Source organism: Flavobacterium artemisiae (genome assembly GCF_042678225.1).
Lineage (GTDB): Bacteria > Bacteroidota > Bacteroidia > Flavobacteriales > Flavobacteriaceae > Flavobacterium > Flavobacterium artemisiae.
In genome coordinates this window covers 131,479-145,929 of sequence record NZ_JBHUDZ010000016.1, presented here as the reverse complement: position 1 = coordinate 145,929, position 14,451 = coordinate 131,479, and the positions used below count along the sequence as shown (strand labels likewise).

Annotated in this window: 8 protein-coding genes; all 8 read left to right on the top strand. The window is 34.9% G+C overall.

The window, feature by feature from the left end; all coding sequences use genetic code 11:
- The first annotated feature begins 381 nt into the window (after positions 1-381).
- The 8 genes from ACFSC2_RS17185 (at position 382) to ACFSC2_RS17150 (ending at position 14,445) form a co-directional block, all read left to right on the top strand.
- Positions 382-939, top strand: a complete 558-nt coding sequence (locus ACFSC2_RS17185) for an RNA polymerase sigma-70 factor (protein WP_379815567.1) — start codon at positions 382-384, stop codon at positions 937-939.
- Between the two features lie 112 nt (positions 940-1,051).
- Positions 1,052-1,978, top strand: a complete 927-nt coding sequence (locus ACFSC2_RS17180; protein WP_379815566.1) for a FecR family protein — start codon at positions 1,052-1,054, stop codon at positions 1,976-1,978.
- Between the two features lie 129 nt (positions 1,979-2,107).
- The gene (locus ACFSC2_RS17175) at positions 2,108-5,425 is read left to right on the top strand and encodes a TonB-dependent receptor (protein ID WP_379815565.1); all 3,318 of its coding nucleotides are present in this window, start codon (positions 2,108-2,110) and stop codon (positions 5,423-5,425) included.
- Positions 5,426-5,444: 19 nt separating this feature from the next.
- A complete protein-coding gene (locus ACFSC2_RS17170) occupies positions 5,445-6,980 on the top strand; it encodes a RagB/SusD family nutrient uptake outer membrane protein (RefSeq protein WP_379815564.1) in 1,536 nt (511 codons plus the stop codon).
- 147 nt (positions 6,981-7,127) lie between these two features.
- Positions 7,128-8,945, top strand: a complete 1,818-nt coding sequence (locus tag ACFSC2_RS17165) for an alkaline phosphatase (RefSeq protein WP_379815563.1) — start codon at positions 7,128-7,130, stop codon at positions 8,943-8,945.
- 363 nt (positions 8,946-9,308) lie between these two features.
- On the top strand, positions 9,309-9,896 hold the full coding sequence (locus tag ACFSC2_RS17160) for an RNA polymerase sigma factor (RefSeq protein WP_379815562.1): 588 nt from the start codon (positions 9,309-9,311) through the stop codon (positions 9,894-9,896).
- A gap of 90 nt (positions 9,897-9,986) precedes the next feature.
- Positions 9,987-10,916: a FecR family protein gene (locus ACFSC2_RS17155; RefSeq protein ID WP_379815561.1), complete on the top strand. Its 930-nt coding sequence runs from the start codon at positions 9,987-9,989 to the stop codon at positions 10,914-10,916.
- 151 nt (positions 10,917-11,067) lie between these two features.
- Complete coding sequence (locus ACFSC2_RS17150) at positions 11,068-14,445, top strand: SusC/RagA family TonB-linked outer membrane protein (RefSeq protein WP_379815560.1); 3,378 nt, start codon at positions 11,068-11,070, stop codon at positions 14,443-14,445.
- Positions 14,446-14,451 lie beyond the last annotated feature (6 nt).

Sequence of the window (14,451 nt, the reverse complement as noted above, 5' to 3'; positions counted from 1 at the left end):
CCTGCACTTTTAATTTTTAAAACTCAAGTGCTATGATTCTGCCACAAAACTTAAAGTGGTGAAAGAAGTATAAAATTTGGCTTAACCTTTTGCGACAAGATTGAAGGCAGCTCAAAGCAGAGATGGCTATGAAGAACAATCTTTAATTTTTTTATTTTGACACTTCAAATGTTAATAATATGTTTCGTTTAGAAGGCGGTTTATTAATATAAAGGTAACCTAATCGACCTACCCAAGGATTTAATTTTACAGACATATAAGAAGAACTCAATACTTTGTATATGTCATTTTTTAAAGAACACGAACATTATTCAAAAAAAATCAGAAAAAGTACTTCCGTAAGTATTTTTCATTTGATTAATCCTGCAAACATAATGTCTCATGTATAAAAAGTTTACAGACGAAGAACTTGTCGAATTGTTAAAATCGGGCAAGGATAAAGCTTTTGATGAACTTTATTTTAGATACCGAGACGTACTTGTTCGATTTGTTTATTTGAGAATGAAATCAATCGCTATCTCAGAAGAAATTGTTCAAGAGGTTTTTACTTCAATCTGGGAAAGACGTAAAACTATTGTAATTCAGAAGAGTTTTGCGGCTTATATCTACACATCAGTGCGTTATATGACTTTAGATTATATTAAAGCGCACGAAGTTACCGATCAGTATATTCAGGAAGTTTTAGACAAAAATGCGGTGGCTTATACAAGTCATAACGCCACAGAAGATGCACTTTATTATGATGAACTGCAAAAAGCTGTAGATAAGGCAGCGTTGTTACTTCCTAAAAAATCAAAAGAAGTTTTTATTCTCAGCCGTGTAAAACATTACACCAATAAAGAAATTGCCGAAGAATTAAATGTTTCTATTGATACGGTTAAATATCATATTACTTATGCGCTGAAATTTATGCGCACCTATTTAGGTGAATTTAATTAAAAGTAAAATTCAGATTAAGAACTCCATTTTTTCTTAACAGAAGCGTAACCTTTTGCGCCTACCTAAAAATGCAATTCCCAAGACATACTATTAAAGACATAAAGAAATTATAATGCCTGAAAATTCAAATAAAGAAAACAACGAAATCAAAAATTTTTTAGAAGGAAAGTATTCTCCGAAAGGACAAGAAATGTGGAATAAATGGTACGATCGTACTGATGATTTTTTTGATAATATGGAATTGATTCAATCCGATCGTTCTAAACTGAAAAAAGAATTAAGAGAAATCAAGAATACTAAAGTTATTGTTCTTCAATATAAAAACTGGGCTGTTGCGGCATCTCTAATTTTCTTGATCGGACTATCATTGTTTTTTTATCAATCGTCAAATTCTGTTGAAAACAAACAATTAGCAGTAAAATTAGGACAGCATGCTCAAATAAAATTAAGCGACGGAACACAAATCTGGCTCAACGCAGGAAGTGTGTTGAAATATCCTACAGCATTTAAAGGAGATACAAGAGAAGTGTATTTAAGCGGCGAAGCTTTTTTTGATGTAGCAAAAGATAAAAAGCATCCTTTCATCATTCACACCAATAAAATGGATACCAAAGTTCTTGGAACCAGTTTTAATGTTCAGGCTTATCCAGATCAAACCATGCAGGAAGTTTCGGTTATGACGGGCAGAGTAAACGTGAAATCGACTGTAACAGAGGAGAATGTTTACGTAACTCCGGGACAAAAAGTGATTTTTAAATCGCATGACAACAAACTCAAGGCTTTTAAGGATGTTCCGGTAAACACGATTTCACTCTGGCGAAAAAATATTATGGTTTTTGAAGAAACACCTTTATCTGAAGTTGTTGCCACCATAAATCGCAATTATAATGTCGCAATTGAAGTCAAAAACAAAGATTTAAATGCGTTAAAAATAAGCGCTTATTTTAAAGAACTTCCTGCCGATCAGGTAATTGGGTTGGTCTGTAAGATTATTAATGCCGATTATAAATTAGATTCTGGAATCTACAAAATAGAGTAATCCTTTATTGTATCACAAAAAACTACGTAGCAAACTAATAAACAAAAACAATCACAGCTAAATCTAAAAATTATGAATGAAAAACAAAAGCGGTATGCCCACAAGTCTCAGACCATAAAGACACTAGGAATGAAATTATTCCTCTTTATGACTTTGTTTTTTGCGACGCTTACAATGAACGCCGAAAATGTTGACATTAACAAAAGAGTGACTTTAAAAGTCGAAAATGAAAGTATAAAAAATATTTTTCAGAAAATTGAAAATCAGGTTGATGTGCATTTTATGTACGAAAGCAGCCAGATAAATACCAATCAGAAATTAAGTTTAAAATTAAGCAATGTAACGCTAGAACAGGCGTTGGATAAAATCTGTGGTATAGCATTACGATATGAAATTGTGAGTAATAATATCGTGATCAAGAAAAATCAAAAATCAGGAGATCAAAATAAAATTATTATTTCGGGAACTGTTTTTGGTGGAGATGATAATATGCCGCTTCCAGGTGTTGGAATTAAAGACAAAGGTTCTAATGCAACTGCGGCAACAGATTTTGACGGAACATTCAAAATGGAAATCAACGCTTCAGAAGCTACGCTTATTTTTTCTTATGTGGGTTATGTAACACAAGAAGTAAAAGTAACAAGCTCACAAACTATTACTGTAAAATTAGCTGCTGATGTAAAACAGCTTCAAGAAGTTGTGGTAATGGGTTACGGAAGTGTAAAAAAGAATGAAGTTTTAGGTGCTGTAGGCTCTGTTTCTATGAAAGAAACTTCGAGCAGAACGTATAACAATGCTGCTGAATTATTACAGGGAACTGTTGCAGGAGTTACTGTTATCAACGATGGTGGTGATCCAACTGCTTCTCCGACAATTAATATTCGCGGAATTGGATCTTTGAATGCTGAAACGCCATTAATAGTTCTGGACGGAATTATCTACAGCGGCTCTTTAAATACTTTGAATCCAAATGATATTGCCTCAATCAGTGTTCTAAAAGACGCGGCTTCGGCAGCAATTTATGGGGCAAGAGCATCCGGAGGTGTAATTTTAATTACTTCTAAAAAAGGAATTTCTGATAAAATTAATGTAAACGTAAATTATCAGGGAGGTTTTCAAAATGTAGCAAAAAAACTAGAGGTTTTAAATGCTGCAGAATATGCAGATGCTATGAATCTTGCAAGAGATAATGCAGGTCTGCCAAGAATTCCCGCGTTCGATCCTGCATTTGAACCAACGGCAAGAACAACAAAAACAAACTGGATGGACGAAATTTTCCGTACAGGAGAAATTCAGGATTTATCTCTTTCTGTAAACGGAAAAACAGAAAAATCAAATTTCTTTCTTTCAGGAAGTTATAGAAAAAACGAAGGAATTTTGTTGAATACTTATGGAGAACGATATACTGTAAGAGCTAATTCATCTTTTAAATTGGCTGATAATTTTACTATTGGAGAAAATTTATCATACTCGTTAACAAATGGTCAAACTGCCAATACTTCTAGTTCGTACACAGGAGCAATTCAGGCTGCGATTTTGTATCCCCCAAATGCTACTATTTACAGAGAAGATGGTTCTGGACAGTTTGGTGGAGTTCCTGAAAAATATATTGGTTCTTATGGAGATGTTATCAATCCAGTGGCGTATTTAAAAAGATTGGATAATAAAAATCCAATTTCTACGATTTTGATCAATCCATATGCAGAATGGGAAGTTATTCCGGGATTAAAACTGAAAACAAACTGGGGGTATACCAGAATTCAGGATAATGCAACAGATTTTACTGTAAAAGTTACAGAGCCGGGAAAAATATTTGATTTTAATAGATTGACTCTGAAAAATATAACGACAACCGATTTATTGAGTGAGCAAACTGTTTCTTATGAGAAATCTTTTGGAAAACACAATCTGAAAGCTTTGGCAGGATATACGTATCAGGAAACAAAAAGAGATTTTTATACTGTTGAAGGAACTGGTTTTGACAATGAAGATGCATCACAGCGTTATTTATTGAATGCAAAATTGATTCAGCAGACCGCTGCAGGAAGATCAGATGAAATTATTTCTTCTTATGTGGGAAGAATCAACTACGATTTCAATCAAAAATATTTATTATCAGGAATTGTTCGCCGCGACGGAACTTCAAAATTATTGGAAGATAACCGCTGGAAAGTATATCCTTCATTTTCTGCAGGTTGGTTAATTTCTGAAGAAAGTTTTATGAAAGGTATTGAACCAATCATCAGCAATTTGAAACTTCGCGCAAGCTGGGGACAAATCGGAAACTTAGGAAATCTTGGGCCTTACCAATTTAGTGTGCCTTTAGTGCAAACTCAAGCCTTAATCGGCTCTGTGCCTTCAATTAATTACGGCTATGCGGAAAGCGAATTGTCAAATCCTAATTTGAAATGGGAAAGTTCTGAACAGACTAACGTTGGTTTAGATTTTACAATGTTGAATAACAGTTTAATAGGATCTGTTGATGCTTATGTGAAAAAAAATAAAGACATGTTGGTTCGTGATCAATTGCCAGGTGTTTCTGGAACACCGCAGGGAAGAATCGTTAACTCTGGAGATGTTGAAAACAAAGGTATTGAGGTAAGTTTAACATACCAAAAAACACGTGGAGAATTTAAATTTGATGTAACAGCAAACGCAGGATTCTTAAGTAATAAAATTGTTTCGATTAAAGACGATTTGAGTTCACTTGAGCCTCTTGGTTTAAGCAGGGTCCGCAGTCTGCCTTTAGCAAATATTTACCAAGTTGGAAGTCCGGTTGGCGCTTTCTACGGATATCAAACAGACGGATTATTTCAAAGTGATGCCGAAGCAAAAGCATATGTAAATAAAGATGGAGTGGCATATCAGCCAAATGCAGTTGCAGGTGATATTCGATTTAAAGATGAAAACGGTGATGGCGTTATCAATAACAGCGACCGTGTAATTTTAGGAAGTCCTTTTCCAAAAACAACTTATAGTTTGAACGCTAATTTTAAGTACAAAGGATTTGATATGAATATTTTCTTTACTGGAGCAGCGGGAAATAGTGTTTTTAATGCTGTAAAACATACAGGTTTAAATGCTTCTTTTCCAGGATATAATTTATTAGCAGAATCTAAAGATGCCTGGTCGCCGACAAATACAAATACAGATGTTCCAGTTCTTTCATCTACAGATAATAATAACAATTTTGGACGCATCTCTAATCTATTTATTGAAGACGCTTCTTTCTTAAGATTGAAAAACGTTTCAATTGGTTATACGGTAAAAGAAAGCTGGTTAAACGGAAAAGCGAAACTAAGATTCTTTATTTCTGGACAAAACTTATTTACAATCACAAAATATTCTGGAATGGATCCTGAAGTTGGTCTTAGAAATTTCGGAATGGATTTAGGACGTTACCCGCTTTCTCGTATTTATATGACAGGTGTTAACGCAACTTTTTAAAAAATAAAAAACAATTGAAATGAAAAAAATAAGTCTTTTATTATTGAGTTTTGCGCTTTTGGCTGGTTTTACAGCTTGCGAAAGCGAACTTGATGTGATTCCGCAAGGAGCTCCGTCAAGCGGAAATTTCTGGAAAACTCCAGCAGATGCACAAGCAGGAGTAAATGCAATCTACGCTTTGTATTCTGATGATAATATGTATGGTCGTGGTTTTTTCTGGCTGAATAATGCCAGTGACGATATCGGAACAAAACCAAGACAAAATGCAGAACGTATCAAAAATTTTATTGTTGATGGTGCAGAATCAGATACAAAAGATATCTGGAGAATTCATTACGAAATCATGAAACGCTGCAACGACGTAATTCGTAATATTCCAAATATACCTTTAGACGAAAGCACAAAAAACGGAATGTTGGGCGAAGCTTATTTTAATCACGCTGTAATGCATTTAGAATTGGCTTATCATTATGGAGACGACCGTGCTGGAATTCCAATTCAGGATAGAGCAGATTTTACAAATGTATATGTGCCGCGTGCCAAAAATGTGGCAGAAAATTATGCTTACATTGCTGCTGATTTAATCAAAGCTGCCGATTTATTGCCTTATTTCGATCAGCTTACACCGGACAATTACGGACGTGCTCATAAAACTGCAGCTTGGGCATATTTGGTTCGTACTTATTTGTATGCAAAAGATTGGGACAATGCTATTAAATATGCCAACATGATCGTAGCAAGCGGAAAGCACAAATTGCTTGATAATTTTGAAGATGTATTTACGATTAAAAATAACTGGTCTTCAGAATATATTTGGTCGGTAACTTCAAGTGCAGAAAATACTTCTTTAGGATCAATTTTTCCTGGAGTTTGTTTAGAAGATAAAGGCTGGGGAGTTTATAATGGCTGGGGAAATTTTTATCCAACAAAAGAATTATTTGATACTTATGCGGCAAACGATAAAAGACGCAGTGCTACGATTTTACAAAAAGGAGACAAATTTGTTTATTTTGGAGAACAAGTAACCTTTAATGAAGGAAATCATATTGTAAGTTCAAGCAACAGAACAGGTTATCAGTTTAAAAAATATATGGAGCCGTTTAGTTATCCAAAAACGGGAGCAGGTGCTGTAGATATTCGTTATGTAAATGCAAACGGAGATAAACCTTCAACAGCTTTAAATGTACCGCTTTTACGATATGCAGATGTGATTTTGATGTTAGCGGAAGCGAAATTAATGAAAGGGCAGAACGCAGATACAGAGATCAATATGATTCGTCACCGAGCTGGTCTTACAGATCTTGCAGGAGCAACAATGGTTGATTTAAAAAGGGAAAGACGTTGTGAGTTGGCTGGGGAGTGGACAGACCGCCACTTTGATTTAGTACGCTGGGGAGATGCCAAAGAAGCCTATGCAAAACCATTACACCATTATGATGGAAGTGTAATTTATCCTGCTCGTAATTTTAATCCTGCAATTCACCATGTATGGCCGATACCTCCAGATGAAATCGCAGTTAGTAAAGGTGCCTTGACTCAAAACCAAGGCTGGTAATCAATAATTTCATTGTGTTTTTTTAGTTTTTTTACGTTGCAGTCTTTGTGAAGGAGACTGCAGCTGTAAAAAATTAAGGAAACCTTTTTTTTTGTTTCAATATATCAAAAAGTAACCTACTGCTTTTTGCTGTTTAATTTATTTTCAATGAAAAAAATAATCACCCTTTTTTGCCTTCAATTTTTCCTATTTGTTCAAGCTCAGGAATACAGTTCTTCAAACATACATTCACATAATGATTACGATAGTAAATTACCTTTTTATGGTGCTTATTCTAATGAAAGCGGTGTTATTGAAGCCGATGTTTTTTTAGTAAATAACGAATTGTTTGTGGCGCATACTTCTAAAGAAATTGCGTTGCACAATACATTAAAAACCATGTATTTGGAACCGCTTTCTTCTAAATTGAAAGCTTTAGGAGGAAAAGCATATCCAAGCGGAAAACCTTTAATTTTAATGATTGATATTAAGTCGGATGCAGATTCAACATTAAAAGCAATTGTGCAGCAGTTAAAAACTTTTCCTGACATTATTTCGAATAAAAACATAAAGGTGGTCATTTCTGGAAATAGGCCTTTGCAGTCGCTTTGGAAAGAGTATCCAGATTTTATTTATTTTGACGGAAGATTGAATGAAAATTACACTCCAGACCAATTAGCCAGAGTGGAAATGATTAGTGAAGATCTTCATGAAATTACAGTTTGGAATGGGAAAGGAGTTTTGACGCAGCCGGATACTGAAAAAATTCAGGCCATTATTAAAAAAGTCCATGATCAGAATAAGAAAATAAGATTTTGGGCAACACAAGATAATGTAAATACGTACATGATTTTGATGAATTTAAAAGTTGATTTTATCGGAACCGATAAAGTGGCTGAATTGACTCAATTCATCAATAATTTAAAAAACACATTTTATCAGAATACAGAATTTCATCAGGTCTATGTTCCTAAAAATGTTTTTAAAAACAAACGTCCTAAAAATGTCATTCTCTTGATTGGAGACGGAATGGGATTAACACAAATCTATTCTGGATATACTGCAAATAAAGGACAATTGAATTTATTTAATATTCCTACTCAGGGATTTTCTATCACAAAATCTTTTGATAGTTATATTACAGATTCGGCGGCAGGAGGATCTGCAATGGCAACAGGACATAAAACCAATAACCGTTTTATAAGTGTAGATGAAAAAGGAAAACCACTTACATCGCTTACAGAACAATTAGCCAAGAAAAACTATAAAACAGCCATTATTTCGGCGGGAGATATTACAGATGCGACTCCAGCGGCTTTTTATGCGCATCAGTCTGAAAGAAGTCTAAGCGAGCCTATTGCAAATGATTTTCTTTCGAGTCCGTCAGATATTTTGATTGGAGGAGGACAGAAGTCATTTATATCTAGAAAAGACGGCAGGGATTTGTCAAAAATATTAAAGGAAAAAGGGTACACTTTCTCGGATAAATTCTCAAGTTTAGATACCATCAAAAATAACAGATTTGTGGTTTTAGAAGATGCAGCAGTTGTTTCTATGAAAAAAGGAAGAGGTGATTTCTTAACAAAATCTTTAGCGAAAGCAACAAATATTTTTTCTACAACTAAAAATCCATTTTTTATTATGGCTGAAGGTGCCCAGATCGATTACGGAGGGCACCAGACAAATGTAGAATATGTAGTTCGTGAAATGCTTGATTTTGATAAATTAGTAGGGCAGGCAATGGAGTTTGTAGATAATAATCGTGAAACATTATTAATTGTTACAGCAGATCATGAAACAGGCGGATTATCTTTAATTGATGGAAGTATAGAAAAAGGATACGTTCATGGAAGTTTCAGTACAAATGATCATACTTCTGTTCCGGTGCCAGTTTTTGCATATGGTCCAGGTTCTGAAAAATTCACCGGAATTTATCAGAATGCAGCGATTTATGATAAGATAATGGAGCTTATTGTTGGAAAATAATTCTTATCAATGATTTTTTTAACACCGCAATTGTACGTTATAATTGCGGTTTTTTTTATGATGTTATTTCAATTTTTTGTTTCACTACATCCTTTTTTTATGATGATTTTAGCGGAAGGGGCCGTCGACAGAAGTGGGAAGTTGATTTAATTGGAAAAATTAGTTTGTTAGTTTTAAAACATCGACTGTCCAGTAATTAATACTTTGTCTATTTTTTTTGTTGCCATTACCCATTTTAAACCTAAAATATTAAATGACAGTAAAATAGTAGTTTGATTTTTTATAAAACTAATTTAACATAAAGATAAATTAACTTCTTAGGTATTTTTTGTCTGTTGTTTTTCATTTGCTTTTTTATCACTTATGGAAAAAGATCTTTTGAAAATGACAGACGATGAACTTCAAAAATTAATTTTTGAAGGAAACGATGCTGCGTTTTCAATTATTTTTAACCGCTATTGGAAAAAGCTTTATGCTTATGCTTTTAAGATTTATAAAGACGAAGCGATTTGCGAAGACATAGTTCAGGAAATCTTTATAAGTCTTTGGAAAAACGCTTCAAGTACCGTAATCTTAAACCTTGAAGCTTATCTTTTTAGGGCTGTAAAATATAAAATTGCCAATCAGATTCGAAACCTGAAATTTGATCAGCAGCATATTGAAGTTTTGGAAACCATTCCAGATCCCGGCTTTTCTGTAAATGACTTAGAATATGTTGATTTTGAGAAAAATATCAACGAGCAGATTAATAAATTAACGCCCAAATGCCGAGAAGTCTTTCTCTTAAGCCGAATGGATCATTTTACGAATGCTGAAATTGCTTCAAAATTAAACCTGTCAATTCATACCGTAGAAAAACATATCAGCAATGCCCTGAAGCAACTTCGCTTAAATTCGGCATCCTATAATTACCTTCTTTTTTACTGGGCAGCTTTCTTTTATGTTAACTAAAAAACACTGGTTTTAAGAAAACGTTAAGCCTGTATTTTCGACTACTTGTTCGATTCAAAAAATGTGACTTGTATATAAAAGCACATAATTTTGAAAAAAGAACACTTTTTGCTTCTGGCAAAAAAATACGAAGAAGGTAACTGCACACCCGAAGAAAAAATAGCTGTCGAAGCATTTTTTGATAAGATGCAGGATCAAACATTAGATATAGAAAATCAATTATCTGATGAAAAAGGCAATGTAATTCTAGATAAGATATTTTCAGAATTACAAGTTAAACCAAAAAAATACTCCATCCGTAAAGTCTTAAAAGTTGCTGCCGTTTTAGTGACTGGACTAACCATTGCATTTACTGCCGCCAAGTTTGCTTTCAAACCTAACGAAATTACCCAAGTTACTGCTAAAGGAGAAAAGAAAGAGATTTTCCTTGAAGACGGTAGTGTCGTTGTACTAAACTCCAACAGCAGTGTAACCTATCCAGAAGAATTTGAATCGACAAGAAATATAAAACTTGTGGGTCAGGCTTATTTTAAAGTTTTCAGAGATGTCAAACGACCTTTTATTGTACAAACTCACGATGTAAAAGTGAGGGTTTTAGGAACTTCATTCGACATCAATTCGTATAACCATCACGATACTAAAGTAAGTGTTATTACCGGAAAAGTTGAAGTGACTTCGCCAAACGGCAAAAAAGTACAGATTACCAAAAACCAGCAAGCCGATTTGATTAAGAATTCGGATTTACAGATTTCTACAGAAAACAGCGATGATAAAATCGCTTGGATCAGCAATACCATTATTCTTAAAAACACTAAGCTTTCTGAAACGGTTAAAATCATAGAAAACTGGTACAATGTAGATATTACTATCGAAGATCAGGAATTGAATGATCTTACGATTTCAGGAAAGTTTAAGGATGAAAAATTAGAGAACGTATTAGAAAGTATCGCCTATTTAAAACAGCTGAATATAAGTTACACCACTAAAAACCAAATCACTATAAGAAAACAGAAAAAATAAAAAACGCAAAAAAAACAAACAAACCCGCCTCCGGTGCAACGGAAACGGGCTTTTAAAACAGACTAAAAATACAATTTATAGCCTAATAGTAATGAACACGAAACTACAATTTTTTTTCAATAAGTATATCAAGATGAAAAATCTTTACTTAATGATTTTATTAATTTTTTCCTTTAACGGATTTGCCTTAGGACAATCTGCTAAAGACGTACAAATAAGCCTGAATTTAAAGGATGCTACGATCACTGAGTTTTTTAAAGCAGTAGAACAGAAAACGACTTTTACCTTTGTTTTTGATGAAAAAATAACGGGAACTTCACAACGCATTTCGATTTATGCTGATAAAGAAAGTCTCGACGGCGTGCTGTCAAAAATTGCAGCTAAAACAGGATTATCATTTAAAAAACTCAACAATACGATTGCCGTTACACACAATCTTCGCGCACAAATGAATGTTCGCGGAAAAGTATTGGACGAAACCGGTATGCCGATGCCGGGAGTTACGATTCTGGAAAAAGGCACCAAAACATCGACTATGACCGATATGGAAGGAAATTTCAGCTTTGCTGTAGGTTCTTCGGCTGTTTTGGTTATTTCGTATATGGGATATGTTTCTCAGGAAGTTGCTGCAACTGCTAATCCAATTAACATAACATTAAAACCAAGTACAAGTGAATTGAATGAAGTTGTAGTTACGGCGCTGGGAATTAAAAGAGAAGAAAAACGTTTAGGATTTTCGCAGCAAACGATTAAATCTGAAAATTTATCGCAGGGAAGACCTAATAACTGGTCGTCTGGATTGAAAGGTAAAGTAGCAGGATTAAGCATTACTTCAACAGGTTCTGGACCTTTAAATTCGCAGCAGATTACCCTTAGAGGAAACAGATCATTAAGTCCGAAAGGAAATTACGCCCTTATTGTAGTAGACGGAGTTCCGGTAAATGCCGAAATGACAACATCTGGTTCCACAAGCGCTTATATGGGAGAAGACTCTCCAATTGATTACGGAAACGGAATTTCTGATCTTAATTTAGATGATATCGATGCCGTTACAGTACTTAAAGGTGCAGGTGCAACTGCGCTTTACGGAAGCCGTGCTGCAAACGGAGCCTTGATTATTACGACAAAATCAGGAAAGAAAAATAAAGGTTTAGGAATTTCTTTCAACACTGGAGCGACTTTCGATGTCATCCAAAGATGGCCGGATTACCAATACAAATACGGACAAGGAACTGGAAATTCTCCAGGTGCAGATGGCAGCCAATATTATTCTTATGGAAATTCTGCTGACGGAACTTCAACAAGCGGTACCAGCAGTGCTTGGGGACCCGCTTTTACAGGACAAAATTTTTATCAGTACGATCCGGCTTTGCAAGGACAATCGGCACAAAGACTTCCGTGGCAGTCTTACAGAGATAATCGTAAAGATTTCTGGAGAACGGGTGTAACTTTAAATAATAATGTTTCTATTCAGGGTGGTGACAGCAAAGGATCGATGCGTCTTTCGTTAGGAAATCAAAAGAATGAATGGATCATGCCGAATACTGGTTTTGACAGAGTTACAGCTGCTGTGAACGCCAATTACCAGGTTTCGGATAAAATTAAATTGGGAACAACGGTAAATTACAATACCAGAAATAGTGATAACCTTCCTTCTACAGGATACAACAATGGTTCGATTGCTTATTTTATGATTTTCCAACAGCCCAATATTGATTTGGATTGGTACCGTCCGATTTGGGAGAAAGGAAAAGAGCAGATTGCACAGTTACATCCGTTTAGCTCTTTTATTGATAATCCGTATTTAATTGCTTATGAAGCTACGAATACTTTAGACAGCGATCAGATTGTTGGGAATATTTTTGCCAATATTACTTTGTCTCCAAACTTGGAATTGATGTTACGTTCTTCGATGAATACGTACAATCAGACCAGAGAGCAAAAAAGACCTTACAGTATCAACAGATATGCTAAAGGTTTTTATGAAAGACAAGATGTTTTCAAACAAGAAATTAACTCGGACTTTTTGCTTTCTTATAAAAAAGATTTCGGAAATAAATTCGCTCTTTCAGCTTCAGCTGGAGGAAACGCGATGAGCTATAAATACAGAAGAACAGAAGCTGAAGTTACAGGTTTAGTGGTTCCTGGTGTTTACAAACTTTCAAATGGTTCAAGTGCACCAATTTTGACTTTGGGTGATGCTTACAAAAAAATGAACAGTTTATATGGTTTGGTTTCGATGTCGTACGCAGACATGCTTTTTGTAGATATTACAGGAAGAAATGACTGGACAAGTACACTTCCGGTAGAAAACAATTCCTTCTTTTATCCGTCGGTTAATACCAGTGCGGTTATTTCTGAAATGTTTTCACTTCCAAAATCAATTGATTACCTGAAATACAGACTTTCTTTTGCTCAGGTTGGAAATGATACTGAACCTTATAAAACGCAGAAATATTACGGACAAAGTGCTTTTCCTAGTTCTGCACAGACCTTAACGGTTTTATATAATGACCATTTTAAACCTGAAATCACTACTAGTTTTGAAACAGGTTTTGAAATCAGAATGCTTAAAAATCGACTTACAGCTGACGCAACAGTTTACGAAAGTGTGACGAAAAATCAAATTATCGATATTCCGATGGATTTTTCAACGGGTTACAGCGGTGCCGTTTTAAACGGAGGGAAAGTAAAAAACCGAGGTATTGAACTTACGCTTGGTGGAAAAATTATTGATGGTGAAAATTTCAAATGGAATTCAACTGTAAACTGGTCACGTAACTGGAATAAAGTAATGGAATTACCAGAAGGAATTGACGGGCAACAAATCATTGGAACTGGAGGAACAGCATCAATTATAGCAAAAGTGGGTGGTACTACAAGTGCTATTTATGGTTTCGGATTTGTGAGATCTCCTGATGGACAAATCGTGTACGATAATGCAGGCCTTCCGGCATATCCTGAAGAAATTCAATATATCGGCGATGCTAGTCCGAAATGGAAAGCGGGTTTTACCAATAGTTTCTCAATTGGAAATTTTACCATGAATGTAACTATTGACGGTCAGTACGGCGGTATTATTTATTCGCAGACACATCACAAACTTTCTGAGCAGGGGAAATTAAATTCTAATGAAATGGGCAGGGCAGACGGCTTTATCATAGGAGACGGTGTCGTTCAAAATGCAGACGGAACGTATTCTCCAAATACCAAAAAAGTGGCCACTGCTGACTGGTATGTTCGTTATTACCGAAGAGCCAATATAGAATCAAACTCATTCGACGCTTCTTATGGAAAACTTCGTGAAGTCAGCCTGCAATACAATATGCCGAAAAGATGGTTGAAAAACACAGGATTGCAATCGCTGCAGCTTTCAATTTTCGGAAGAGATTTAGCAACCGTATCCGATTTTCCAATTTATGATCCAGAAACAGCAGCATTAAACGGAGATACAATTTTACCAGGTATAGAAATGGGACAGATGCCATCTCCCGCAACTTATGGTTTCAATTTAAGTTTGACTTTATAATAAGAC